We start from the raw sequence: 24,735 nt of genomic DNA, 5'->3' as shown, positions 1-24,735 counted from the left end.
GGAGTTAGGAGACCGCTTCGTCGAGGCGGTCGGCCTGCTTGTCCTTGAGCGGGCCGATGACGGAGAGCGAGGGGCGGTGTCCGAGGACCTCGCCCGCCACCGCGCGGACGTCATCGGGGGTGACCTGCGCTATCCGGGCCAGCATGTCGTCGACCGACATCTGGTCGCCCCAGCACAGTTCGCTCTTGCCGATACGGTTCATCAGCGCGCCGGTGTCCTCCAGGCCGAGGACCGTGGAGCCGGAGAGCTGCCCGATGGCGCGGCCGATCTCCTCGTCGCTCAGCCCTTCGGACGCTACCCGGTCGAGTTCGTCGCGGCAGATCTTGAGGACGTCGTGGACCTGGCTGGGACGACAGCCCGCGTACACGCCGAAGAGTCCGCAGTCGGCGAAGCCCGAGGTGTACGAGTAGACGCTGTAGGCGAGGCCGCGCTTCTCCCGTACCTCCTGGAAGAGGCGGGAGCTCATGCCACCGCCGAGGGCGGTGTTGAGTACGCCGAGCGCCCAGCGGCGGTCGTCGGTGCGGGCCAGGCCGGGCACGCCGAGAACGACATGGGCCTGCTCGGTCCTGCGGTTCAGCAGCTCGACGCGGCCTGCGGTGCGCAGGGTGCGGGAGCCCTGGCGCGGCGCGACCGGGACGGCTTCGGTGCGGGACAGGGCGCCCGCGCGCTCGAAGGCCTTGCGGACCTGGCGTACGACCGTGGCGTGGTCGATGTTGCCCGCGGCGGCGACGACCAGGTGCGTGGGGTCGTAGTGCTTCTTGTAGAAGCGGGCGATCCGGCCGCGGTCGAGCGCGTTGATGGTGTCGACGGTGCCGAGGACCGGGCGGCCGAGAGGGGTGTCGCCGAGCAGTGTGTGCGCGAACAGGTCGTGCACGCAGTCGCCCGGGTCGTCCTCGGTCATCGCGATCTCTTCGAGGATGACGCCGCGCTCGGCGTCGACGTCCTCGGCGGTGATGAGTGAGCCGGTCAGCATGTCGCAGACGACGTCGATGGCCAGCGGCAGGTCGGTGTCGAGGACCCGCGCGTAGTAGCAGGTGTACTCCTTCGCCGTGAAGGCGTTCATCTCGCCGCCGACCGCGTCGATGGCGGCTGAGATGTCGAGGGCACTGCGCTTGGCGGTGCCCTTGAAGAGGAGGTGTTCGAGGTAGTGCGTCGCACCGTTCAGGGTGGGGGTCTCATCGCGTGATCCGACGTTGGCCCAGATCCCGAAGGTGGCGGAGCGGACGGAGGGCAGGGTCTCGGTGACGACCCGGAGACCGCCGGGAAGGACGGTGCGGCGGACCGTACCGATGCCGTTGGTGCCCTTGAGAAGCGTTTGGGTACGGGCGTCGGCCCGCGCCTCCGAGGAGGTGCGGGCCGTCGTCACGGAACTACGGGACGTCACTTGGCGGCGTCGTCCTTCTTCTCGTCCTCTTCGCCCTCGATCACGGGGATGAGGGAGAGCTTGCCGCGGGAGTCGATCTCGGCGATCTCGACCTGGACCTTGGCTCCGACCGCAACCACGTCCTCGACGTTCTCCACGCGCTTGCCACCGGCGAGCTTGCGGATCTGCGAGATGTGCAGCAGGCCGTCCTTGCCCGGCATGAGCGAGACGAACGCACCGAAGGTGGTGGTCTTGACGACCGTACCCAGGTAGCGCTCGCCGACCTCCGGCATGGTCGGGTTGGCGATCGAGTTGATCGTGGCGCGGGCGGCCTCGGCGGCCGGTCCGTCGGCGGCACCGATGTAGATGGTGCCGTCGTCCTCGATCGTGATGTCGGCGCCGGTGTCCTCCTGGATCTGGTTGATCATCTTGCCCTTGGGGCCGATGACCTCACCGATCTTGTCCACCGGGATCTTGACGGTGATGATCCGGGGGGCGTTCGGGGACATCTCGTCCGGGACGTCGATGGCCTCGTTCATCACATCGAGGATGTGGAGGCGGGCGTCGCGGGCCTGCTTCAGCGCGGCGGCCAGGACCGAGGCGGGGATGCCGTCGAGCTTGGTGTCGAGCTGGAGCGCGGTGACGAACTGCTTCGTGCCGGCGACCTTGAAGTCCATGTCGCCGAAGGCGTCCTCCGCACCGAGGATGTCGGTGAGGGCGACGTAGTGGGTCTTGCCGTCGATCTCCTGGGAGATCAGGCCCATGGCGATACCGGCGACAGCGGCCTTGAGCGGCACACCGGCGTTCAGCAGCGACATGGTGGAGGCGCAGACCGAGCCCATGGACGTCGAGCCGTTGGAGCCCAGCGCCTCGGAGACCTGGCGGATCGCGTAGGGGAACTCCTCGCGCGTCGGCAGCACCGGCACGATGGCGCGCTCGGCGAGCGCGCCGTGGCCGATCTCGCGGCGCTTGGGCGAGCCCACGCGGCCGGTCTCACCGACGGAGTACGGCGGGAAGTTGTAGTTGTGCATGTAGCGCTTGCGGGTCACCGGGGAGAGGGTGTCCAGCTGCTGCTCCATGCGGAGCATGTTGAGGGTGGTGACGCCCAGGATCTGGGTCTCGCCACGCTCGAACAGCGCCGAGCCGTGCACGCGCGGGATGGCCTCGACCTCGGCGGCGAGCGTACGGATGTCCGTGACGCCACGGCCGTCGATGCGGACCTTGTCCTTGATGACGCGCTCGCGGACCAGCTTCTTGGTCAGCGAACGGTACGCGGCGGAGATCTCCTTCTCGCGGCCTTCGAAGGCCGGGAGAAGCTTCTCGGCGGCGATCTCCTTGACGCGGTCCAGCTCGGCCTCGCGGTCCTGCTTGCCGGCGATGGTCAGCGCCTGGGCCAGCTCGGACGTGACGGCGGCGGCGAGCGCCTCGAAGACGTCGTCCTGGTAGTCCAGGAAGACCGGGAAGTCGCCGGTGGGCTTGGCAGCCTTGGCGGCGAGGTCCGACTGGGCCTTGCAGAGGACCTTGATGAAGGGCTTCGCAGCCTCGAGACCGGCGGCAACGACCTCTTCGGTCGGGGCCTCGGCGCCGTCCTTGACGAGCTGGATGGTCTTCTCGGTGGCCTCGGCCTCGACCATCATGATCGCGACGTCGCCGTCCTCCAGGACGCGACCGGCGACGACCATGTCGAAGACGGCGTCCTCGAGCTCGGTGTGCGTCGGGAAGGCGACCCACTGGCCCTTGATCAGGGCGACACGGGTGCCGCCGACCGGGCCGGAGAAGGGCAGGCCGGCCAGCTGCGTGGAGCAGGAGGCGGCGTTGATCGCGACCACGTCGTACAGGTGGTCGGGGTTGAGCGCCATGATCGTCTCGACGATCTGGATCTCGTTGCGCAGGCCCTTCTTGAAGGAGGGGCGCAGCGGGCGGTCGATCAGGCGGCAGGTGAGGATCGCGTCCTCGGAGGGCCGGCCCTCACGACGGAAGAAGGAGCCGGGGATCTTGCCTGCGGCGTACTGCCGCTCCTCGACGTCCACCGTGAGGGGGAAGAAGTCGAGCTGGTCCTTGGGCTTCTTGGAAGCCGTGGTGGCCGACAGCACCATGGTGTCGTCGTCCAGGTACGCAACGGCGGAGCCGGCGGCCTGCTTGGCCAGGCGGCCCGTCTCGAAGCGGATGGTGCGGGTGCCGAAGGTTCCGTTGTCGATAACGGCCTCGGCGTAGTGGGTCTCGTTCTCCACTAGCGTTTTCTCCGATACATATCGTCTTCTCGCCCCCACGCCCGTGTGGCGGGGGACGGTTGCGGAGAAGCCCTCCATCGGCGGGCCGGTCTTCGATCGAAGCACCCGGGTTGCTGTGTCCGGGGGCCACTACCGAGGACCGGCGGCGGGGAGTCTTCTTCTCGCTCGTCTGTGGGACGTTCTGCGACCAGGTTACTGAGATTCGGCTCAGCTTGGCATCCGGTCGTGCGGGCAGGCCCGCCACATCCCGTACATGCATACGTACGCACAACCGTACGTACAACAAAGGGAGCGGCCCCCTCAGTCGTGGGAACCGCTCCCTTCACGGCGTATTACTTGGCGCCGCCGGCCGCACCGCGGCGGATGCCGAGGCGGTCGACCAGGGCACGGAAGCGCTGGATGTCCTTCTTGGCCAGGTACTGCAGAAGGCGGCGGCGCTGGCCGACCAGGATCAGCAGACCACGGCGGGAGTGGTGGTCGTGCTTGTGCGTCTTGAGGTGCTCCGTCAGATCCGAGATGCGACGGGAGAGCATCGCGACCTGGACCTCGGGGGAACCGGTGTCGCCCTCCTTCTGGGCGAACTCGGACATGATCTGCTTCTTCGTAGCGGCGTCGAGCGGCACGCGTACTCCTCTTTGATGTTCGATGCGTCCACGAGTGCCCCTGGTCTTGATCTCAGGGGATCTTCCGTTACTCGGGGGCGAAGGTCCGATGAGCGCAGCTCCCAGGATGATCCGGGAGCGCGTACACAAACGGCCGTCACACAGCGTACCAGTCCGGCGCAGCCGGTTCGGCCGAGGGTGTGGTGGGCCGGGGGCGGCCGGCAGCAGCTTGCCCTCAATCGCTGGACGGGCTCGGCCTTGCCCGGCCGGGCCGGGTTCGTCCGGGCCCGCAGGGTCAGCTGGTGAGGGCGCGGATCGAGTGGTAAAGATCGAAAATGGCGAGGCACAAGGGCATCGGCGTCAGGAGCACACACGCTTCGGCGATCTCCAGGAAGCGCCCCCAGAACGGAGTGACTCCCTTGCGCGGCACGATCAGCCCAATGGCAGTGATCAGGGCGGCGCCGCCCGCGACGGCCGCGGTGAGCCAGATCGTACGGATGTCGAGCGCGAGGCTGTCCCCCGCGGCGGCCCCGCGCAGCATTTCGATCGGCGGATCGAGGGACAGGCCGAGGCCGTCCCCGCCGGGGGCGGCGAGCAGGAACTGGAGCCTGCCGATGCCCTGGCCCTCGCCGAGCGGCAGCAGCCCGGCACCGGCGACCGCCGCGTTCGCGAGTGCGCCGATCCCCAGAGCCGTGGACGATCCCCGGTCGTCGTACACGCGCGCACGTACGCAGGCGAGCGCGAGCGGGTGCCGGTCTTGAGTGCGTCTCCCTCCATGACGTGGGCCGGGTTCCGCCGACCGGAGCGACCGTGGGCAGCCCGGTGGTGGTGCGCGACTGTGGCATGCGCCCGCCCCGCGGCCGGGTGGTGTCCTCGCCATGGCAGTCGGTGTTGACGCTGCTGCCCTGTCCGAGCCCTGTGGCGCCCCGGTTGATGCGGGCGTCGACACTCGTGGGTATCCAGCGGGTATCGCCCGCCGAGGCGGACCAGATCGGCCGGATCCTGGGGCTCGCGCGGGCCGAGAGCGAGGCCCTGCCCACCCTGGCGGACGGTGTCACGCTCTGGGTGGCGGGCCGCAAGCGCCACTGGGTGATGACCAGTGCGACGGATATCGAGAGCGGCCTGCTGGGCGCTGCTCGCCGGATGGAGTCAACGAGCCGGGACTGAAGGACTTCGTTGGGAAATCCGCAAACCGGTTGTGTGTCTGCGGATTCAAGCGGTGAGTTCGAGGCGGGCCATGTGGGAGGTTCTGGTCGTGCCGAGCGGGGTGCCGGTGAGCCAGGCGTCGAGGCGGATGATGTTGATCGCGATGGCGGCGAGGACGTTGCCGAGGTGCGTTTTGGGTAGTCCGGTGTAGCGGGTGCGGCGGATGCCGGTGCGGCGGACGGCTTGCGAGATGGTGCCTTCGACGCCTGCCCGGATGTCGTACCGCTTCTTCCACTGTTCGGTCTGCTGTTCCTGGCGGCGCTGGTCCAGAGTTTCTTGCTGCTCGCGGTTGAGCAGCGTCAGACTGCGTCCGTAGCGGCCCTTCTCGGAGGCCCGGGTGTAGGCCGACCGAAGAAGTAAAGGGACGGCAGTCGGTGGCGGCGAACTGGACCCGGGTGATCGGGGTGGCGCTGGATTTGACCTGGCCGGACCAGCTGATGCTGACCGCGCCGCGTGGGCAGGTCACCCTGCGCCGGCCCCAGTCGACGGCGAAAGCGCTCCGGGAGAGATCCGGGGCATCGCCGTCCGGCTCGCCGTGGTGGGTGTCCAGGCCGACCGGTCCCAGCAGGTCGATGCCGTGCTCGTCGCGTGCGGTGACGATGCGTGCGGCCGTGACATAGCCGGCGTCCACATCGTGCTCGTCTGGCGTCAACTCCCGTTCTGCCAGGCCCTGGTGGATGATCTCGGTCATCTCGGTGTCTGTGACCGTAGCGTCGGTGGTGGCCACGTGGGTGATCAAGTGTGGGGCGTCCGGGTCGCAGGTCTCGCTCAGGTGGGTCTTGTAGCCGCACCGGCCAGAGCCCCGCTTGGTCCCGTAACGGGCGTCGGTGTCGTAGGGCGAGGAGAGCCTGAATCTGTCTGGCGGGAGGTCCTTGCCCTCCCGCCAGCGCACCCCCTCGCCGTCGCGGTGGTACTGCTCCGCCCAGGCCCGGCGCAGTACCTGGACGGCCGGGACCTCCCGCAGCCAGCACGGGGCCCCGGGCGCGTGGATGGCCTCAAGGATCGTGAAGCCGTCGCGGCCAACCTGCTCGGCCCACTCCTGGCGCACGTTGTCGCCTCTGGGGGCACGGTAGGAGTCGATCCTGGCACCGTAGTGTTTGACCCAGTCGGCGGTGACCGGGGACGACAGCCATGCCGGGGCGGTTGCGGCCAGGGCTTCCAGCGCCGCGCGCAGGGTCTCGCCGACGAACTCCATCCGGTTCAGCGTCCGCACCGCGGCCAGGACATGGGTGGAGTCGGTGCACTGCCGACCGCCCGCGCGCAGCAGTCCGAACTCGGAGCACCTGGCCAGGACCAGGTCCAGGACGCGCTCCTCCAGTCCGTGCCCGATCAGTCGGGTGCGGAAGTCACTCAGGACGGAGAAATCGAACCCCGGGTCATCTAGCTCCAGGCCGAGGAGGAACTTCCAGTCCATACGGGCCCGCACCTGGTCAGAGGACCGGTTGCCGCGTTCGACATGATGACAGCGCGAGCACTCCTGGCTGATGTACGCCGGATCGACATACACCACCGGCACCCCGGCCCTCTTGGCCTTGTAACCGATGAACACTCCGAGCTGCGCGAACGGCCAGGAGTGGAGCGGACTTTGTGCCCTCTTCTGCAGCTTGGAGCTCAACTTCCGGTCGTTGGCCCGCCTTCAATTGACCCGGCGCCCGGAGTATTTGACGCCGTCACTCGTGGGGGCGATGTTCACGGTCCCGAGGTCCACACCGATGAACACGGCCGGGTGCGCGTTCGGCACGGCCTCGGGGATCTCGCAGGTCGCGAGCAGATACCACTGCCCGCCCTCACACAGCAGGTCGGACTCGCCCTGCCAGTTCCGGGCCAGGACCTCCAACTCTTGTGCCTGTCCGGTGAAGGCCACGTTCTTCATGCTGCCGCCGGTGGTCCAGAGCGACACCGTGCGCCGCGCGTGCTGCCAGGACAGCATCCGGTCGTCGTACGGCTGCGCCGCTTGGGGTCGGAAGGCGACCGGCTTGTCCGAAGCCCGGGCATGGCGCTTCGACCCGGACCTGCCGTAACGGCCGTTACGTAGATTCGCAACCAGGGTGGTGTAGGCGTCGCAGGTCTTCTTGGCCGCATGCCGGGCGGCCTGCGCCCCGAGCCCCACCGGCACTTGATCTCCTAGTAGGTCAGCCTGAGCAGCGGCAGGTTCTTGTGCACGCCCTCGTCGAACGCCACCTGTGCGGCCCGGGTCGCGGCCTCGTTGCAGGCGGTCAGGGTCGCCTCAAGCGCCGACGCCTGCATGGGCGTCGGCAGCAGCTTGACCCGCACCACCAGGCGGCCATGTGGTCACTCGCGCCCGCAGGCACGACACTGCGGCGCTCCGCGCCACCCACCAAGGATGCGATTCCTCCCGGGCCCCCGGGGTTCATCGCGAGAATCCGCTGAATACTGTTTCGTTCGCGACCCTGGGCCTGCCGCTTCCGGGGAGGATGGCCGGGGAACGACACGGTTCGATCGAAGGGACGCCGACATGGGCACCCAGCAGGAAAAGGAAGAGCTCTACGCTCTCGACATCTCGGATGTGGAGTGGCTGAGCGCACCGGGGACCGAGAGCGTCGAGGAACGGGTCGAGATCGCGTATCTGCCGGGCGGTGCGGTCGCCATGCGCTCGTCACTGGACCCGGAGACCGTGTTGCGGTACACGGAGGCCGAGTGGCGCGCCTTCGTACTGGGCGCACGGGACGGTGAGTTCGACCTCACGTAGACAACGGTCAGGCGAAAGGGTGGCTGTCCGAACACGGCGGCCACCCTTTCATCGCGCCTGGATATGTATCGAATTGACCGCTTCGGTCTGTGTGCTCTGCCGTACTCGGGGCACTTGAGGGCTGTGCATGACCTACTGGACAGTTTCTGCCGTGCGGTACGGCCTGCCGCAGTGAGCCCGATGACGATTAGGGTGGGTCGGGGCGCAGCAGAAGAACCTGCGGGCAGGCGATGCGCGTCCCAAGGGGGAGAGCCGGGCGGATCAGACAACGGGAACGGTCGCCCCCACCCACCACGGCACAAGGGTGCTCGACCACACCAGGAGGCAAAGTGAACGGCGATCGGGACGAGATCCGCGGGGGCTGGAACCTGCCCGTCGACGAGTCGTCCGACGCGGAGCCCGCCGAGATGACGGGTGAGTTCACCATCGACTACACCCCGCCCGCCTGGTACACGCAGAACGCGCCGGGGGACTCGTCGGGCGGTGCCGGATCGCATCTGGCGCCGCCTCCGCCGCCCAACGGGGCGCCTGTGTCCGTGCCCGCGCCGCCGGCCGGGGGCGGTTTCGACCCCAACTGGGCCCCGGCGCCGCCCGCACCCGCACCCGCTCCGGCACCAGCTCCGATTCCGGCACCGGCTCCCGCACCGGACCCGGCTCCGGCTCCGGCTCCTGTTCATTCCGCGGCGGGGGACTCCGCTCCTTCTCCTTCGGAGGGGGCAGGGGCAGGGGCAGGGGCTCCCGACGGGATGACGGACCCGTTCGGGGGCGGTGATGTGGAGAGCGGCGCGACCATGCGGTTCTCACCGGCCGCGCTGAAGCGGGAGATCGCGGAGCGCGAGGAGGCGTCGAGGAACGCGGACGGGGACGGCTCGGTTTCGGGATCCGGTTCCGTGGGGGCCGGTGCGGACGAGGGCGAGGCCCCCAGTTCCGGTTCCGCGCAGGCGACGGACTCCGCTGATGAGCCGGACGGCGCTGTCGCCGCGGATTCCGGCGCCGATGCAGAGGCGCCTGCCGGGACTCCGGGCGACGCCACGAGCGGTGCTGCCGACGGACCGGAGGGCGCCGCGCCCTCGGACGCCGTCACGGACGCGGCACCCCAGGACGTACCGCCCCCCAACACGTCGCAGGACGCCCCGGCGCCCGCCGTGCCGACCCCCTGGACCCCGGCGCCGCCGCAGGGCGGTCTGCCGCCGCTGCCACCCGCCTTCCAGCCCGCCACGCCGCAGCCCTCCGCGCCCCAGCCGGCCCCGCAGTGGCCCGCCCGGACTCCGGCCGACCAGGCACCTGACGGCTACGGATTCCCGCATGCCGGAGCGCCTCAGCCACCACAGGCACCGCAGCCGCCGCAGGGCGGTCACGGATTCCCGCAGCAGCCCGCTCCCCCCGCGCAGCAGGCACCTGTACAGGGCGGTTACGGGTTCCCACAGCCTCCTCAGGCGCCCCAGCCATCGCAGGCACCTGTCCAGGGCGGTTACGGATTCCCGCAGTCTCCTCAGGCGCCCTACGCACCCCATCCGCCGCAGGCACCCCAGACACCCCAGTGGCCCGCGCAGCAGGGCGTGCCGCTGCCGCCGCAGGTCCCCCAGGCGACCCAGCAGCCGGTCCAGGGCGCGCCCAATCTGCCCGCGCAGGTCGCCCCGCAGCCGCCCGCGCACCAGCAGCCGACCCACCCGCAGCAGCAGCCGCCGCAGGGACAGCCCGTCGACCCGCGGACCGGCACCGCCTGGCCGACCCCGGTCACCCACGACCAGCGCGAGCGCTCCGTGCCCGGCGCCCCGCTCGGGTACACGGCGGCCGTGGAGCTCTCCTCCGACCGGCTGCTCCGGAACAAGCAGAAGGCGAAGAGCAGCCGTACGCCGTCCAGCGCGGCCCGTTTCAAGCTGGGTGGCAAGAAGGAGGAGGCCGAGCGACAGCGCAAGCTCGACCTGATCCGTACGCCCGTGCTGTCCTGCTACCGGATCGCGGTCATCAGTCTCAAGGGCGGCGTCGGCAAGACCACGACGACCACCGCCCTCGGCTCGACCCTGGCCACCGAGCGGCAGGACAAGATCCTCGCCATCGACGCCAACCCGGACGCGGGCACGCTCGGCCGCCGGGTGCGCCGGGAGACCGGGGCCACCATCCGTGACCTGGTCCAGGCGATCCCGTACCTCAACTCGTACATGGACATCCGCCGCTTCACCTCGCAGGCGCCCTCCGGCCTGGAGATCATCGCCAACGATGTGGACCCGGCGGTCTCCACGACGTTCAACGACGAGGACTACCGGCGCGCGATCGATGTGCTGGGCAAGCAGTACCCGATCATCCTCACCGACTCGGGCACCGGTCTGCTCTACAGCGCGATGCGCGGAGTGCTGGACCTCGCCGACCAGCTGATCATCATCTCGACGCCGTCGGTCGACGGTGCGTCCAGTGCGTCCACCACACTGGACTGGCTGTCGGCGCACGGGTACGCGGATCTCGTGCAGCGCTCCATCACCGTCATCTCCGGTGTCCGCGAGACCGGAAAGATGATCAAGGTCGATGACATCGTGCAGCACTTCGAGACGCGCTGCCGCGGCGTGGTCGTCGTGCCGTTCGACGAGCATCTGTCGGCCGGTGCGGAGGTCGACCTCGACATGATGCGGCCCAAGACCCGTGAGGCGTACTTCAATCTCTCCGCGATGGTCGCCGAGGACTTCTCGCGCGCCCAGCAGCAGCAGGGGCTCTGGACGTCGCACGGCTCCAACCCGCCCCCGCAGTACGCCCCGCCGATGCCCGGCCAGCAGCAGTACGCCCCGCAGCAGCCGCAGCAGCCGTACCCGCCGCAGCAACAGCCGTACGGCGGGCAGCAGCCCCCGCAGCCGTACCCCCCGCACCCCGGCCCCGGAGTGCAACAGAACGGCTGGCAGCAGTCGTTGCCCTCCCAGGCCCAGTCCGCGGCGAGCCCGGCCGGACCGCCGCCGCCTCACCAGCAGCAGCCCGGTCAGCCGGGTCAGCCGGGTCAACCCGGACAGCCGATCCCGCCCGAACTGCAGGGTCCCGTACCGCCCGCGGGTTGGCCGCAGCAGCCGCCGCCAGCGCCTCAGCAGTAAGGCAACAGAGGTCTAAACCAATGAGGGCCCGCACCGTCTCCACGGTGCGGGCCCTCTGCACATTCCCGCAGACCACACGCCGTTTCGGTGACCGTTGACGCGGCTCGACCCCCGCTGATAAACCTTCGCTTCACCAGCTGGCGAACCACAGATCAACCCGCCTTCTCCGTGCGAGTCATGACGCGAGGTCACCGACCATGGTCGAAAGAGTTCCACCACCCTCTGCCCAGCCACGCTCACGCCTGCGTGTCCTCCTGGCCTCCGGGGCCGCTGCTCTGGCGCTGGCCGCCGGATCCATCGTTCCGGGCGTGCCCCTCGGTGCCGCGCCGCAGGCACAGGCCGCCGACAGCGGCAAGTCGACGCTGACCGTCGCCGTCGCACAGAGCGTCGACTCCCTGAGCCCGTTCCTCGCTCAGCGGCTGATGAGCACGAGCATCAGCCGGCTGATGTACGACTTCCTGACGAACTACGACCCCAAGGACAACCACGCGGTCCCCGGCCTCGCCACCAAGTGGGAGCCGTCCGCGGACAAGCTGACCTGGACGTACACCATCCGGTCGGACTCCAAGTGGTCGGACGGCCGGCAGGCCACCGCCGAGGACGCGGCGTGGACGTTCAACAAGATCATGACCGACGAGAGCGCCGCGCAGGCCAACGGCAACTTTGTCGCGAACTTCAAGAAGGTGACGGCCCCGAGCCCCACGCAGCTGGTCATCGAGCTCAAGGAGCCGCAGGCCACCATGGCCGCGCTCGACGTGCCGATAGTCCCGAAGCACGTCTGGGAGAAGGTCGGTGACTTCTCCAAATTCAACAACGACACGAAGTTCCCGATCGTCGGCAACGGGCCGTTCATCCTGACGGACTACAAGGTCGACCAGTATGTGAAGCTCAAGGCCAACAAGAACTTCTGGCGCGGTGCACCGAAGTTCGACGAGGTCGTCTTCAAGACGTACAAGGACCAGGACGCCGCGGTCGCCGCTCTGCGCAAGGGCGAGGTCTCCTTCGTCGCCGGCTCCCCCGCGCTGACGCCCGCTCAGGCCGCGTCCCTCAAGGGCGAGAAGAACATCAAGGTCAACGAGGGCCCCGGCCGCCGCTTCTTCGCGCTGGCCACCAACCCGGGCGCGCAGACCAAGGGCCGCAAGAAGTTCGGCAACGGCAACAAGGCCCTTCTCGACCAGAAGGTGCGCCAGGCCCTCTTCCTGTCGATCGACCGCAAGACCATCATCGACAAGGTCTTCCAGGGCCACGCCGTCGAGGGCCAGGGCTACATCCCGCCGCGCTTCTCCGCGTACCACTGGCAGCCGTCCGCCGACCAGAGCCTCGCCTACGACCCGGCCAAGGCGGCCAAGCTCCTCGACGAGGCGGGCTACAAACTCAAGGGCGACCAGCGCGTCGGCAAGGACGGCAAGCCGCTCGACCTGCGCATCCTTTGCCACGCCACGGACCCGAACGACAAGGCGATCGGCAAGTACCTCAAGGAGTGGTGGGGCAAGCTCGGCGTCGGTCTCAAGGTCGACTGCCTCGACGACGTCTCGGTGCCCTGGTACGCCGGTGAGTACGACCTCGCCTTCGACGGCTGGTCCGTCAACCCGGACCCGGACTTCGTCCTCGGCATCCACACCTGCGACGCCCTGCCGGTCAAGGCCAAGGACAGCGCCGCCACCGACAACTTCATCTGCGACAAGACGTACGACGAGCTCTACAAGAAGCAACTCGCCGAGTACGACCCGGCCAAGCGCGCCGACATCGTCAAGCAGATGCAGTCGTGGATGTACGACTCCGGGTACATGAACATCATCGCCTACCCGAACGCGGTCGAGGCGTACCGCACCGACCAGATCAAGTCGATCACGACCATGCCCGCGGCGGCAGGCAACATCTACGGCCAGGACGGGTACTGGAGCTGGTGGTCGGCCGTTCCGGCGGGCAGCAGCAGTTCGGACAGCTCCGGCGGGTCCAGCTCCACCGGAGTCGTCATCGGCATCATCGTGGTGGTCGTGGTGCTCGCCGGTGGCGGTCTGTTCTTCGCGATGCGCCGCCGCACCACCGCGGACGACCGCGAGTAATCACGCGGACCGCTTGAGAGGGGCGGGCCGGGGCGGCGCGAAGCCGCCCCGCGGGTCTTCTCCAGGACCGACCGGCAAATGGGGGTATGAGGCCCCCAATTGCCGGTCGGTCTCAGTGCAGCACGAGTAACGAGAGTTCCCCATGACAGCTGAAAGCACTCCGGCGCTCGTGCAGATCGCGGATGCGGACACCGAAGGCCCGGCTCAGGCCGGCCCGTCGGCCGCCCACGGTCCACGGGCGCGTAACACCAAGGCCTATCTCCAGTACGTGGCGGCCAAGATCGCGGGAGCGGCCGTCTCCCTGTTCGCGGTCCTGGTCACCAGCTTCTTCCTGTTCCGGCTCATTCCCAGCGATCCGGTGAAGCAGATGACGGGCGGCCGCCCCGTCTCCGCCGAACAGCTCCAGTCGCTCCGGCATCAGTTCGGCCTCGACCAGCCGATGTGGCGGCAGTTCACCACGTACGTCGGCGACGCCCTCACGGGCGACTTCGGCACCTCGTTCCAGTTCCACGCGCCCGTCATCGACAAGATCACCGAGGCACTCCCCGCAACCCTGCTTCTCACCGGCACGTCGTACGTCCTCTACACCGCGCTCGGCATCTGGCTCGGCACCCGTACCGCCTGGCGCAACGGCTCCATGAGCGACCGCTTCAACACCGCGTTCGCTCTCACGCTCTTCTCGGTGCCGTCGTTCTGGCTGGGCCTGCTCCTGATCATCGTCTTCTCGGTGGGCATCGGTCCGATCCCCGGGATGTTCCCGACGGGCGGTATGGAATCGGGCGGCGAGAGCGGGTTCGCGTACATCCTCGATGTGGCGCACCACCTGGTCCTCCCGGTCATCACGCTGGTCGCGGTCGGGTATGCGCAGACGCTTCTGGTGATGCGCTCCTCGCTGCTCGACGAGATGGGCAGCGACTATCTGACGACGGCCCGCGCGAAGGGGCTGCGGGACGATGTCGTACGCCGCAAGCACGCCGTACCGAACGCGATGCTGCCGACGTTCACGCTGATGTTCGTGAACCTGGGGCATGTGGTCGCCGGGCAGATCCTGGTCGAGACGGTCTTCTCCTGGCCCGGCCTCGGCGGTCTCTTCTACCAGGGACTCAGCGTGCCCGATCTCCCCCTCGTACAGGGGCTGTTCTTCGTCTTCGCCACTGCGGTGATCCTGGCGAACACACTTGCCGATGTGCTGTATCCGCTGCTCGATCCCCGGGTGGGCCGATGACGACCGAATCCATGCCCACGCCCACGAAGGCCGAAGCGGCCGAGAACCCGCGCGCTCTGGCCCGGGCGCGCAAGCGCCGGTCCGTCGCCCGCTTCTGGCGGGAGTACCGCAGCCACAGGAGCGGACTGTGGGGTCTGGCCGCGCTCGCCCTGATCGCACTGATCGCCCTGTTCGCGCCGCAGCTCGTCGGCGTCGACTCGCAGAGCGTCACCGGCGCGCCGGGAGGTGCGCTGGAGTCGCCGAGCGGTGAATTCCCGCTCGGCACGGACCAGTTCGGACGCAGTGTGCTGGCCCTGCTGGTGTGGGGCGCCCGGGTCTCGTTGACGGTCGGTCTGCTCGCGGCGTTCCTGTGCGTCGCCATCGGCACGGTCGTCGGCATCGTCGCGGGGCACTTCCACGGCTGGTACTCGACGGTCCTGATGCGGGTCACCGACTGGTTCCTGGTGATGCCGACCCTGGTCCTCGCGATCGCGCTCGCCACCGTGATGGACCGCTCGATGTGGACGGTCATCATCGCGATCGGCGTCACGACCTGGCCGACCACGGCCCGGCTGGTCCGTGCCCAGACCCTTGCCGTGGAGTCCCGCCCGTACATCGAGCGCGCCCGCGCCCTGGGCGGCGGCCACGGGCACATCATGGTCCGGCACGTGCTGCCGAACGTGATGCCGCTGGTACTCGCGCAGACCACACTGGTGATCTCCAGCGCGATCCTCACCGAGGCCACACTGGCCTTCCTCGGCCTGAGCGACCCGACCACCACCTCCTGGGGCGGCATGCTCCAGGACGCCCGCGAGGCGGGCGCGGTGAGCGCGGGCGACTGGTGGTATCTGGCACCGCCCGGGATCGCCATCGCCGTGGTGGCCCTGTCGTTCACGCTGTGCGGCCGCGCCATCGAGTCCGTCCTCAATCCCAAGCTGGGGGTGGCCCGTTGAGTACGACGAGCATCCGGAAGACGCCGCTTCTCGACGTACGGGACCTCACGGTGACGTACGCCGGTGGAGCGCAGGCCGTCCGTGGCGTGAACCTCACCGTCGACTCGGGGCAGAAGCTCGGCATCGCCGGTGAGTCCGGCTGCGGGAAGTCGACGCTGGCGCTCGCGCTGCTGCGGCTGCTGCCCGCCGGGACGAAGGTATCCGGCGAGATCCTGCTGAACGGCGAGGACGTCCTCACCATGAAGTGGGGCCAGGTCAGGGCGGTGCGCTGGGCGGGGGCCTCGATCGTGTTCCAGGGCGCGATGCACTCGCTCAACGCGGTGCACCGCATCGGGGAGCAGATCGCCGAGCCGATCCTGCTGCACAAGAAGGCGACGCAGGCCGGGGCGGCGAAGAGGGCCGGCGAACTCCTGGAACAGGTGGGGCTGCCGGCCGCCCGCGCGAACGCCTATCCGCACGAGCTCTCCGGCGGGCAGCGGCAGCGCGTGATGATCGCGATGGCGCTTGCCTGCGATCCGGGCCTGATCATCGCGGACGAGCCGACCACGGCTCTCGATGTGATGATCCAGGCCCAGATCCTGCGGCTGATCGAGCAGTTGGTGTCCGAGCAGGACCTCGGCCTGATCATGATCAGCCATGACCTCGCGGTGCTCTCGGACACCTGCGACCGGCTCGCGGTGATGTACGCGGGCCGGGTCGTGGAGGAGGGCCCGGCGTCCGAGGTCTACGAGAACGCGCACCACCCATACGGCAAAGCCCTGTCCGGCGCCTTTCCGCGCATCGGCGACCCGGCCTCCCGGTTCGCGCCCCGCGGGCTGCCCGGCGATCCGCCGGACCCGTCGGCGCTGCCCGGCGGCTGCACCTTCCATCCGCGCTGCCCGGTGGCCCTGGACTCCTGCACGACGCGGGACCAGGAGCTGCGGGACGCGGGGCCACAGCGGCGGGTCGCCTGTGTGCTGGTGGAGCCGGGGGCGGCCGCGGCCTTGGCCCGGCCGGGTGCCGAGGAAGCAAGGAGCACATCATGACCACCACCACTCCCCTGCTCAGCGCCCAGGGGCTGCAGGTCACCTTCCCGGGCCGGCGCGGGGCTGCCCCGGCGCGTGCCGTGGACAGCGTCGACCTGGACATCCGGCCCGGCGAAATCGTCGCCCTGGTCGGCGAGTCGGGCTGCGGCAAGACGACGCTGGCGCGTTCGCTGCTGGGCCTCGTCCCGCCGACGTCCGGGCAGGTGACCTTCGGCGGGCAGCCGCTCGACTATGCGAGCAGGGCGCTGAAGGCGTACCGCAAGCGGGTCCAGCTGGTGCTCCAGGACCCCAGCGGTTCGCTCAACCCGAGGCACACGGTGTACGACGCCGTCGCCGAGGGTCTGCGGATCCACGGGTACGCGGGTGACGAGCGGGCGGCGGTGGCCGAGGCGCTGTCGCGGGCGGGGCTGCGGCCTCCCGAGCGGTTCTTCCTGCGCTATCCGCACGAGCTGTCGGGCGGTCAGCGCCAGCGGGTCGTGATCGCGGGCGCGCTCGTGCTGGAGCCGGAACTGATCGTGGCCGACGAGCCGGTGGCCTCGCTGGACGCTTCGGTGCGCGGCGAGATCCTGGCCCTGCTGCTGCGGCTGCGGGACGAACTGGGTCTGTCCGCCCTGGTGGTCACGCACGACCTCGGCCTGGCGTGGAACATCGCCGACCGGGTCGCGGTGATGTACCTCGGGCGGATCGTGGAGACGGGCGAGGTGGAGCAGATCCTGACGGCTCCGCAGCACCCGTACACCCAGGCACTGTTGTCGGTGCTGCCGGAGGCCGTGGGCGATCCGGTGATTCTGACCGGTGAGCCGCCGGACCCGTCCAGGGTGCCGTCCGGGTGCCGGTTCCATGCCCGCTGCCAGGTGCTGGCCTCGGGCGAGGCCGAGCGGGCGGGTGTCGCGGACGCGTGCCGTACGAAGGACCTGCCGGTGCTCGCGGGCGGCGGGCGGACACAGGTGGCGTGCCACTGGGCGGGCGCGGCCGCGAAGGTGCGGGCGTAGCGGGGTGGACTGGGGCCCGTCCGGCGGTTCACCCCCGGACGGGCCCCTGCTCGTGCGGCGGACACCGTGCCGTCAGTCGCCGGGCGGGCTGCCGGTTGCCCGGCCGTGGATCGCCCCGGTCAGCTCGCCGAGCGGCCTGCCTGTCCCGCCCCACCGGTTCTGGATGATCTCCGCGGCGATCGAGACGGCGGTCTCCTCCGGTGTGCGCGCACCGAGGTCCAGCCCGACGGGCGAGGCGAGCCGCGCCAGTTCGGCCGCGTCGACCCCGGCCTCCCGCAGCCGCGCGGCCCGGTCCAGGTGGGTGCGCCGGCTGCCCATGACCCCGATGTACGCGGCAGGTGTGCGCAATGCGGCCACCAGCAGCGGAACATCGAACTTGGGATCGTGTGTCAGTACGCAGATGACCGTCCGCTCGTCGATGTCCGTCGCCCCCAGATAGGTGTGCGGCCAGGCGCAGATCACCTCGTCGGCGGTGGGGAAGCGTTCCCGGGTCGCGAAGGCCGGGCGGGCATCGCAGACGGTGACCCGGTATCCGAGGAAGGAACCCATGCGTGCGGTGGCGGCCGCATGGTCGATGGCGCCGAAGACGAGCATCCGGGGCGGTGGCGCGTACGTCTGGACGAAGACGGACACCTCCTGCATCCGGCGCTCGCCGTGCGCCCCGTACCGCAGGGCGCCGGTCGCACCCTGAGCGAGCAGTCCCCGGGCGTCGTCGGTGACGGCCGAGTCGAGCCCTTCGTCGCCGAGCGTTCCCTGCGTGGTCCGTGCCCGGACGACCAGACAGGCGCCGGGCTCAGCCTCGCCCGAGATGACGGTGGCGACGGCGACGGGCTCGCCCCTGCCGATGCTGTCGACGGCCTCCCGCAGCAGCGCCCGGTCGGCCGCCGACGCGAAGGACCTGACGAACACCTCGATCGTGCCGCCGCACGTCAGGCCCACGCCGAACGCCTCGTCGTCGCTGATCCCGTACGTCTGCAGCTGAGGGCTCCCGGTGGCGAGGACCTCGCCCGCCACCTCGTACACCGCGCCCTCGACGCAGCCTCCGGAGACGCTGCCCGCCACCGCGCCGTACTCGGTCACGGCCATCATGGCGCCGGGTGCGCGCGGGGCGCTGCCGCGTACGGAGACGACGGTCGCCAGGGCGAAGGGGGTGCCGGTGTCGTGCCAGGCACGCAGCTCCGACAGCAGTTCACGCACGGCACGGACCTCCTCCCGGCCGGATGCGGTCCGGCTCGATGCGGCCTCACCATAAACGATGCTTTAGTAGTCAGATACTGACCGCTAGGCGCTTCGGGTGCGGTCCTTCCGTGTGGCCGCTGTGAGCGCCTCGGGGTCGGGCGGGGTCTGTTCGGCCGTTTCCAGGGAGCGTTCCAGCTTTCCGAGCAGCCGACCGAGCTGGCGGCGCTCGCTTTCGCTCAACTCGGCCAGCATCCGCTGTTCGTTGGCGAAGTGCGCGACGGCGACCACATCGGCGATCTCGATCCCCCGCTCGGTGAGCCGTGCGTGCACCACGCGGCGGTCGTCGGGATCGCGTTCACGTGTCACCAGGCCGGCCTTCTCCAGACGGTCCAGCCGCAGGGTGATGCCGCCGGTGGTGACCAGGGCGATATCGGCGAGTTCGCCGGCCGTCTGCCGGTAGGGAGGCCCTGACCTGCGCAGAGCCGCGAGTACGTCGAAGGCCGCCATGTTCAGGTCGAAGCAGTCGAAGAGGTCGGACAGCAGGCCCTGGTAGCGCAGAAAGCTGCGGTGGAGCCGGCCGAGCACCGCCATCGGGGAGGCGTCGAGCTCGGGCAGCTCCCGCTTCCACTGCTCCAGGATGAGGTCGACCGCGTCGGGGCGGCCGGCGGCTCTACGAGTCATGTGCGGTGGGAGGGCGGCGTCGGCGCCGGGACCTCGCGCCTCCTTCCTGGAGTGCCGCGGACGGTGCGGTCGAGGGTGCCCACGATACAACCGGCACCCGTCGTCGAACCCTTGTGGGAGATATTCCCTAGGTGCTAGAAATCTAAGCATTAGCTGTTTCAGTCATTAAATAACTCTCTGTTGTGACGCCGAGAGTCCAGGAGGCACGGTCCGTATGCTCCTGCTCCCCACCGGGATGGTGGCGCCGACCCAGCGCACCCTTCCCGCTTTCACCCTGGAACGCCCTGCGACGACGGCAGAGGCCGTGGCTGCGGGGACGCTCCCCGGCGCGGTCTACGCACAGGGCTGCAGCGACCTGTTCGCGCAGTTCCGCGAGGGCCTGGGCTGCCGCACCCTCGTGTCGCTGGAGCGGGTCGCGGAGCTCGGCGCGATCGAGTGGGACGGCACAACGCTGGAGATCGGCTCCGGGGTCGACCACCACACGGGCTCGCACGACGCCCGGGTGCGGGCCGCCCTGCCGGGACTGGCGGCCGGCTGGGGCAGTATCGCCACCCAGCGCATCCGGCGCCGGGCCACCATCGGCGGAAACCTGATGGCACGGCGTACCCGGTACGAGATGCCGGTGATGCTCGGCGCACTCGGAGCGGAGCTGGACTTCCTGACGCCCGACGGGGCGGTCACGCTGCCCCCGGCGGCCCTGTGGGACCGGGCCGAGCCGTCGGGCGGCCTGCTGCGGACGATCAGGATCGCCGGCGCGGGGCAGGTGTGGTTCGGCTACGAGCGGTCGATGCGGCCGCTGATGACGGTGGCCGCGGCGGTCCGCGCGGGGACGGTCACGATGACGGTGGGCTCGGAGTACACCGCTCCGCACACGGCCGCCGCCCCGCTGGGCACCGACCCCGTCGAGATCGCGGCGGCACTGCCCGACGGCATCGGGGACGCGGCCGGGAGCGCCCGCTACCGCCGTCATGTCGCCGCTGTGCTGCTCGGCCGGCTGCTGGAGCAGTACAGGACCGGAGAAGGGAACCCCCGATGACGACCGAGAGCACGGACAAGGCCGCGGCCGACGGGCGGATCACGATCGACTTCGCGGTGGACGGCCGTCCGCGCACCGAGCGGATCGCACCCAACACCGTCCTCCTCGATCTGCTCCGCGACCGTTACGGCATGACCGGCGTCAAGGCCTCGTGCGAGCGCGGCGTCTGCGGGGCCTGCACCACCCTGATCGACGGCACCCCGTCCGCCTCGTGCAGCGTCTTCGCCTTCAGTGTCGACGGACGCGCCGTGGAAACTGTCGCCGGACAGGCCACGGACGGCGAACTGGGGCCGGTCCAGCGGGCCTTCGCGGAGTGCGGCGGCTTCCAGTGCGGCTACTGCACCCCCGGCATGATCATGCTGACCACGGCCCTGCTGCGAGAACATCCCGACCCTGACGAAGAGACGATCCGCTCCTGGATCTCCTCCAATGTGTGCCGCTGCACCGGCTACCGGATGATCATCGAATCGGTGCACAGGGCCGCCGAGCTGATCCGCGCCGCAGAACCGGCCCGTACCGGCGAGGACGCCCGATGACGACCTCCTCGCGCATCGGCACCAGCGACCGCCGTACCGACGCCGTGCTCAAGCTCACCGGCGCCGCGCAGTACACCGCCGACATCCGGCTACCCGGCATGCTGCACGCCAAGGTGCTCCGCAGCCCGCACGCCCACGCCCGCCTGGTGTCGGTCGACGCCGACAGGGCCCGGGCGCTGCCGGGTGTGCATGCCGTCCTGACCCGTGACGACCTCGACGGGCTCGACCCCACCTACGGCTACTTCATCAAGGACCAGCCGGTCGTCGCCATGGACCTGGTGCGGTACGCGGGCGATGTGGTGGCGGCCGTCGCCGCCGACGACGAAGCGGTGGCGCTGCATGCGCTGGAGCTGATCGAGGTGGTGTACGAGCCGCTGCCGGCCGTCCCCGACATCGAGGCGGCGCTGGCTCCTGACGCCCCCGAGCTGTTCGAACAGGCGCCTCCGGGCATCGTCCCGCCGTACGGAACGGGTGCGTCCGGGTTTCTGCGGCCGCGGAAGAACGTCTGTTACGAGTTCCGGTACGAGACCGGTCCCGATTCCGTCTGGGACGACTGCGACCACATCTTCGAGGACACCTTCGCCTTCTCCCGGATGAACCACTTCCATCTGGAGCCGTTCGTCACGGTCGCCGATGTACGCGGCGAGGAGATCGAGATCTGGACCTCGACCCAGAACCCGTTCCCGCTGCGCAAGGAGCTGGCCCGGGTGCTGCGGACGCCGGAGAGCCGGATCCATGTCCATGTGCCGTTCGTCGGCGGCGGCTTCGGTTCGAAGCACAACTGCAAGACCGAGCCGATCGCCATCCTGTTGTCGAGGGCGGCGGGCCGTCCGGTGCGCTACTGCCTGACCACGGAGGAGGGGTTCCTCACGCTGAGCCAGCACGCCGCCGTACTGAAGGTGAAGGCGGGCGTGATGGCCGACGGCACTTTCGTCGCCCGGGAGAGCGAGGTGCTGCTGGACGCGGGCGCGTACTCCGACGGCAGCCCGCTGGTGGCGGAGAAGGCCTGTTACCGGATGCCGGGGCCGTACCGCTGGCAGCACATCCGCTCCTCCAGCTCCTGTGTGATGACGACGACCACGCCCGCCGGGCCGTTCCGCGGTTTCGGGGCGACGCAGGCGACCTGGGCGAGCGAGAGCCAGGTCGACATGATCGCCGAGCGGCTCGGGATGGATCCGTACGAGCTGCGGGTGAAGAACCTCAAACGGCTCGGGGAGCCGTTCGTGCCGGGTGAGAGCGGGATCGACAGCGATCTGGCCGAGGGCCTGGACGCGGTGACGGAGGCGCTCGGCTATCACGGGCGCGTGCGTACGGCGAACCGCGGTATGGGGCTGGCCATCGGTTTCAAGGACGGTGGCGGGGTGAACAAGCCCGCGCAGGCCAGGGTGAAGATCTCGGCGACCGGTTCGGTCTATGTGAGCTCCGGCACGGTCGAGATCGGCCAGGGCGCTTCCACCACGCTCTGCCAGGTGGCCGCCGAGGTGCTGGGTGTACCGCTGGAGCGGGTGCGCTACGCGCCGATCAACACCGATGTCACCCCCTACGACCAGGGCACCAACGCCTCGTCCGGGATGACGGTGATGGGCCGTGCGGTGCTCCGTGCAGCCGAGGACGCCCGGTCGAAGGTGCTCGCGTTCGCCGCCGGCCGGCTCGGCTGCGACGCCGCCGAACTCACCTTGCGGGACTGGACGATACGGCGCGGGAAGGAGGAACCCGTCCCACTGCCGGGCCTGGTGGCCGCGGTTTTCGGCGGTACGGGGTACGAGTTCCACGGCGAGGGCCACTTCAAGGCGCCGCTCACCCCCGATGCCCCGCTGGAGTCGCCCTGTCTGTTCTGGGAAATCGGCTGGGCCGGCGTCGAGGTCGAGGTCGACCCGGACACCGGGAAGGTGACGGTGCTTCAACTGGTCGCCAGCGGAGATGTCGGCCGCGCGGTGAACAAGCTGATCTGTCGCGGCCAGGACGAGGGAGCCGCCGTGATGGGCCTGGCCCAGGCGATGTTCGAGGAGATGCGGTACGAGGACGGCGCGCTGCTGAACGGCGAGGCGCTGGAGTACCGGGTGCCGATGGCCGAGGACCTGCCCGCACGTTTCGTCTCGATCACCCAGGAACAGGGGCACGGGCCCGGCCCGTTCGGTGCCAAGGGGGCCGGTGAGGGCGCCATGGTGCCGGTCGCGGCGGCCGTCGCCAATGCCGTGCAGGATGCCACGGGCGCCCGGGTGACCACTCTGCCGCTCTCCCCCGAGCGGGTCTTCGACGCGATGCGCCCACTGCCCGGGGAGCGTGCAGACCGGCCCTGATCCCGCATCGCCCACCGGCCCGTAGCCATCGCCGCCACGGGCCGGTGAGCCATGTCCACACCTCCGCGCCGACGCCAGAATCCCTGTTCAAACGGGGTTCCACTTCGTTATGAAATCTAAGTGCTTAGTTATTGACCCCTAAGACACTTCTTCCTAGGGTCACCGCAACTCCTCTGTTCGCGGAAGGATCCCCATGTCAGTCGTGGCCACCGGCCCCACCGTGAGCTCCATCTCGGCCAGGCTCGAACGCCTGCCGAGCTCCCGTTGGCACATCAAGGTCCGCACGCTCATCGGCACCGTCACGTTCTTCGAGGCGTTCGATCAGCTGCTGACTGCCTCCGCACTGCCCGTCCTGACCGAACAGTGGAAGCTGAGCACCGGTCAGGGCACGATGATCGTCACCAGTGGTTCGGTCGGCATGCTGCTCGGTGCACTGGTCGCCGGCTGGCTCGGCGACCGCATCGGGCGGGTCCGAACGGTCGCGCTCGGCGTCGCCGTGACCGCACTGGCCAGCCTCGCCGTCGCCGTCTCCCCGGGCTTCGCCCTGTTCACCGCCTTCCGGTTCGTCCAGGGCCTCGGCATCGGCGGTGTGGTGCCCGTCGCCGCCACATACATCAACGAGATCGCCCGGGCCGACCACCGCGGCCGGTTCGTGCTGCTCTACGAGCTGATCTTCCCGGCCGGTCTCGCCTCGGCGACGCTCGTCGCCAGTTGGGTGGTGCCCAGCTTCGGCTGGCGGGTCATGTTCCTGATCGGTGCTCTGCCCGTGCTTCTGGTAGTCGTCCTGCGCCGCCAGGTCCCCGAGTCGCCCCGCTGGCTGCTTTCGCGCGGCCGGGTCGAGGAGGCCGAGGAGGTCATCGCCCGGATCGAGAAGGACGTGGCCGAGTCCATCGGCTCGCAGCTGCCGGAGCCCGGTCCCGCGACGCCCGTCGAGACCGCACGCGGCGGGCTGCGCGATCTTTTCGCCGGCCGCTACCTGCGGCGCACGCTGGTCGTCTCGGCGCTGTGGTTCGTCGCGTACTACGTCAACCACGGCATAGCGACCTGGCTGCCCTCGCTCTACACCAAGACATTCGGCCTGGATCTGCGGACCGCCCTGAACTACTCGTTGCTGTCCAATGTGACCGGACTGATCGGCTGTCTGCTGGTCGCCCTGGTCATCGACAAGGTGGGACGCCGGATCTCGCTCACCGTCGGGCTCGGCGGCGCGGCGGTCGCGCTGCTCTCACTGGCCGTCTCCGGCGCCACCTCGGGCGGCCAGGTCGCGGTCTGGGCCTCGGTGGCGACGCTCTTCGTGTTCGCCACCAATGTCAGCCTCTACCTGTACACACCCGAGCTGTACCCGACCCGCAGCCGGGCGCGCGGGGCATCGTTCGGCGGGGTGTGGAACCGGCTCGGCGTCATCCTCGGGCCCATCGTGGTGGGCGCGATCATCGGCTCGGGCGGCAGCCTCGCGATGGTCTTCACCCAACTGGGCTGCGTCGCGGTGGCCGGTGCCGTAGTTGCGTGGTTCGCCGTGGAGACCAAGGGGCGGACGCTGGAGGAGCTGAACAGCTGACTCCGACACGACCGGGGCC

20 protein-coding genes and 3 pseudogenes are annotated in these 24,735 nt (G+C 69.7%); 13 read left to right on the top strand and 10 right to left on the bottom strand.

Annotation, left to right across the window (positions count from 1 at the left end):
- Positions 1-4 precede the first annotated feature (4 nt).
- The 4 genes and pseudogenes from ACFVYE_RS40380 to ACFVYE_RS40365 all read right to left on the bottom strand — a co-directional run.
- Positions 5-1,384 (bottom strand): M16 family metallopeptidase, encoded by a 1,380-nt coding sequence (locus tag ACFVYE_RS40380; RefSeq protein WP_389608617.1) that lies wholly within the window; start codon positions 1,382-1,384, stop codon positions 5-7.
- Positions 1,381-3,594, bottom strand: a complete 2,214-nt coding sequence (locus tag ACFVYE_RS40375; protein ID WP_383975235.1) for a polyribonucleotide nucleotidyltransferase — start codon at positions 3,592-3,594, stop codon at positions 1,381-1,383. Before ACFVYE_RS40375 ends, ACFVYE_RS40380 begins: the two co-directional genes overlap by 4 nt.
- Before the next feature lie 332 nt (positions 3,595-3,926).
- On the bottom strand, positions 3,927-4,217 hold the full coding sequence (gene rpsO, locus ACFVYE_RS40370; RefSeq protein WP_003965855.1) for a 30S ribosomal protein S15: 291 nt from the start codon (positions 4,215-4,217) through the stop codon (positions 3,927-3,929).
- Positions 4,218-4,491: 274 nt separating this feature from the next.
- Positions 4,492-4,941 (bottom strand): annotated as a pseudogene (locus ACFVYE_RS40365) (hypothetical protein); the annotation flags it as partial.
- Here ACFVYE_RS40365 and ACFVYE_RS40360 point away from each other — a divergent pair.
- Positions 4,938-5,363 (top strand): annotated as a pseudogene (locus ACFVYE_RS40360) (hypothetical protein); the annotation flags it as partial. The pseudogenes ACFVYE_RS40365 and ACFVYE_RS40360 overlap by 4 nt on opposite strands.
- Positions 5,364-5,408: 45 nt before the next feature.
- Here ACFVYE_RS40360 and ACFVYE_RS40355 read toward each other — a convergent pair.
- Positions 5,409-5,672: a transposase gene (locus ACFVYE_RS40355; RefSeq protein WP_389608618.1), complete on the bottom strand. Its 264-nt coding sequence runs from the start codon at positions 5,670-5,672 to the stop codon at positions 5,409-5,411.
- A gap of 823 nt (positions 5,673-6,495) precedes the next feature.
- Here ACFVYE_RS40355 and ACFVYE_RS40350 point away from each other — a divergent pair.
- On the top strand, positions 6,496-6,786 hold the full coding sequence (locus ACFVYE_RS40350) for a hypothetical protein (RefSeq protein WP_389608619.1): 291 nt from the start codon (positions 6,496-6,498) through the stop codon (positions 6,784-6,786).
- On the opposite strand, the pseudogene ACFVYE_RS40345 reads toward ACFVYE_RS40350, so the two are convergent.
- The 3 genes and pseudogenes from ACFVYE_RS40345 to ACFVYE_RS40335 all read right to left on the bottom strand — a co-directional run.
- A pseudogene (locus ACFVYE_RS40345) lies at positions 6,763-6,909 on the bottom strand (hypothetical protein); the annotation flags it as partial. The gene ACFVYE_RS40350 and the pseudogene ACFVYE_RS40345 sit on opposite strands and share 24 nt — an antisense overlap.
- A gap of 129 nt (positions 6,910-7,038) precedes the next feature.
- On the bottom strand, positions 7,039-7,518 hold the full coding sequence (locus ACFVYE_RS40340; protein WP_383975230.1) for a hypothetical protein: 480 nt from the start codon (positions 7,516-7,518) through the stop codon (positions 7,039-7,041).
- A gap of 8 nt (positions 7,519-7,526) precedes the next feature.
- A complete protein-coding gene (locus tag ACFVYE_RS40335) occupies positions 7,527-7,679 on the bottom strand; it encodes a hypothetical protein (protein ID WP_389608616.1) in 153 nt (50 codons plus the stop codon).
- 199 nt (positions 7,680-7,878) lie between these two features.
- Here ACFVYE_RS40335 and ACFVYE_RS40330 point away from each other — a divergent pair, with 199 nt between their 5' ends.
- From ACFVYE_RS40330 to ACFVYE_RS40300, 7 genes are all read left to right on the top strand, one after another.
- Entirely contained in the window at positions 7,879-8,112 is a 234-nt protein-coding gene (locus ACFVYE_RS40330) for a DUF397 domain-containing protein (protein ID WP_383975227.1), read from the top strand.
- A gap of 329 nt (positions 8,113-8,441) precedes the next feature.
- Positions 8,442-11,186: an SCO5717 family growth-regulating ATPase gene (locus ACFVYE_RS40325; protein WP_389608615.1), complete on the top strand. Its 2,745-nt coding sequence runs from the start codon at positions 8,442-8,444 to the stop codon at positions 11,184-11,186.
- Between the two features lie 197 nt (positions 11,187-11,383).
- Positions 11,384-13,252, top strand: a complete 1,869-nt coding sequence (locus tag ACFVYE_RS40320) for an ABC transporter substrate-binding protein (protein ID WP_383975223.1) — start codon at positions 11,384-11,386, stop codon at positions 13,250-13,252.
- 142 nt (positions 13,253-13,394) lie between these two features.
- Positions 13,395-14,477: an ABC transporter permease gene (locus ACFVYE_RS40315; RefSeq protein WP_383975220.1), complete on the top strand. Its 1,083-nt coding sequence runs from the start codon at positions 13,395-13,397 to the stop codon at positions 14,475-14,477.
- Positions 14,474-15,409, top strand: a complete 936-nt coding sequence (locus ACFVYE_RS40310) for an ABC transporter permease (RefSeq protein WP_383975217.1) — start codon at positions 14,474-14,476, stop codon at positions 15,407-15,409. The genes ACFVYE_RS40315 and ACFVYE_RS40310 overlap by 4 nt, the downstream gene beginning before the upstream one ends.
- Positions 15,406-16,434 carry an ABC transporter ATP-binding protein gene (locus ACFVYE_RS40305; RefSeq protein ID WP_383975214.1) on the top strand — a complete coding sequence of 343 codons (1,029 nt, stop codon included), beginning with the start codon at positions 15,406-15,408 and terminating at the stop codon, positions 16,432-16,434. The genes ACFVYE_RS40310 and ACFVYE_RS40305 overlap by 4 nt, the downstream gene beginning before the upstream one ends.
- Positions 16,431-17,426 (top strand): oligopeptide/dipeptide ABC transporter ATP-binding protein, encoded by a 996-nt coding sequence (locus ACFVYE_RS40300; RefSeq protein WP_383975212.1) that lies wholly within the window; start codon positions 16,431-16,433, stop codon positions 17,424-17,426. Before ACFVYE_RS40305 ends, ACFVYE_RS40300 begins: the two co-directional genes overlap by 4 nt.
- 72 nt (positions 17,427-17,498) lie before the next feature.
- On the opposite strand, the gene ACFVYE_RS40295 is transcribed toward ACFVYE_RS40300, so the two are convergent.
- Both ACFVYE_RS40295 and ACFVYE_RS40290 read right to left on the bottom strand, forming a co-directional pair.
- Positions 17,499-18,623, bottom strand: coding sequence for an XdhC family protein (locus tag ACFVYE_RS40295; RefSeq protein WP_383973278.1), 1,125 nt, complete (start codon positions 18,621-18,623; stop codon positions 17,499-17,501).
- A gap of 84 nt (positions 18,624-18,707) precedes the next feature.
- The gene (locus ACFVYE_RS40290) at positions 18,708-19,286 is read right to left on the bottom strand and encodes a MarR family winged helix-turn-helix transcriptional regulator (RefSeq protein WP_383973279.1); all 579 of its coding nucleotides are present in this window, start codon (positions 19,284-19,286) and stop codon (positions 18,708-18,710) included.
- Positions 19,287-19,500: 214 nt separating this feature from the next.
- Here ACFVYE_RS40290 and ACFVYE_RS40285 point away from each other — a divergent pair, with 214 nt between their 5' ends.
- The 4 genes from ACFVYE_RS40285 (at position 19,501) to ACFVYE_RS40270 (ending at position 24,716) form a co-directional block, all read left to right on the top strand.
- A complete protein-coding gene (locus ACFVYE_RS40285; protein WP_383973281.1) occupies positions 19,501-20,322 on the top strand; it encodes an FAD binding domain-containing protein in 822 nt (273 codons plus the stop codon).
- Positions 20,319-20,858 carry a (2Fe-2S)-binding protein gene (locus ACFVYE_RS40280; protein WP_383973283.1) on the top strand — a complete coding sequence of 180 codons (540 nt, stop codon included), beginning with the start codon at positions 20,319-20,321 and terminating at the stop codon, positions 20,856-20,858. The genes ACFVYE_RS40285 and ACFVYE_RS40280 overlap by 4 nt, the downstream gene beginning before the upstream one ends.
- A complete protein-coding gene (locus ACFVYE_RS40275; RefSeq protein ID WP_383973285.1) occupies positions 20,855-23,158 on the top strand; it encodes a xanthine dehydrogenase family protein molybdopterin-binding subunit in 2,304 nt (767 codons plus the stop codon). The genes ACFVYE_RS40280 and ACFVYE_RS40275 overlap by 4 nt, the downstream gene beginning before the upstream one ends.
- A gap of 193 nt (positions 23,159-23,351) precedes the next feature.
- The gene (locus ACFVYE_RS40270) at positions 23,352-24,716 is read left to right on the top strand and encodes an MFS transporter (RefSeq protein ID WP_383973287.1); all 1,365 of its coding nucleotides are present in this window, start codon (positions 23,352-23,354) and stop codon (positions 24,714-24,716) included.
- Positions 24,717-24,735 lie beyond the last annotated feature (19 nt).

Origin of the sequence: Streptomyces sp. NPDC058239, from assembly GCF_042882185.1 — a bacterium.
GTDB lineage: Bacteria > Actinomycetota > Actinomycetes > Streptomycetales > Streptomycetaceae > Streptomyces.
This window is presented reverse-complemented; position numbering and strand designations above follow the sequence as displayed.

What these genes read in the sequence shown, in the direction of transcription:
- ACFVYE_RS40330 (WP_383975227.1), top strand. Translation starts at nt 7,879, where the DNA reads ATGGGCACCCAGCAGGAAAAGGAAGAGCTCTACGCTCTCGACATCTCG.
- ACFVYE_RS40320 (WP_383975223.1), top strand. Translation starts at nt 11,384, where the DNA reads ATGGTCGAAAGAGTTCCACCACCCTCTGCCCAGCCACGCTCACGCCTG.
- ACFVYE_RS40315 (WP_383975220.1), top strand. Translation starts at nt 13,395, where the DNA reads ATGACAGCTGAAAGCACTCCGGCGCTCGTGCAGATCGCGGATGCGGAC.
- ACFVYE_RS40310 (WP_383975217.1), top strand. Translation starts at nt 14,474, where the DNA reads ATGACGACCGAATCCATGCCCACGCCCACGAAGGCCGAAGCGGCCGAG.
- ACFVYE_RS40300 (WP_383975212.1), top strand. Translation starts at nt 16,431, where the DNA reads ATGACCACCACCACTCCCCTGCTCAGCGCCCAGGGGCTGCAGGTCACC.
- ACFVYE_RS40290 (WP_383973279.1), bottom strand. Translation starts at nt 19,286, where the DNA reads ATGACTCGTAGAGCCGCCGGCCGCCCCGACGCGGTCGACCTCATCCTG.
- ACFVYE_RS40285 (WP_383973281.1), top strand. Translation starts at nt 19,501, where the DNA reads ATGCTCCTGCTCCCCACCGGGATGGTGGCGCCGACCCAGCGCACCCTT.
- ACFVYE_RS40280 (WP_383973283.1), top strand. Translation starts at nt 20,319, where the DNA reads ATGACGACCGAGAGCACGGACAAGGCCGCGGCCGACGGGCGGATCACG.
- ACFVYE_RS40275 (WP_383973285.1), top strand. Translation starts at nt 20,855, where the DNA reads ATGACGACCTCCTCGCGCATCGGCACCAGCGACCGCCGTACCGACGCC.
- ACFVYE_RS40270 (WP_383973287.1), top strand. Translation starts at nt 23,352, where the DNA reads ATGTCAGTCGTGGCCACCGGCCCCACCGTGAGCTCCATCTCGGCCAGG.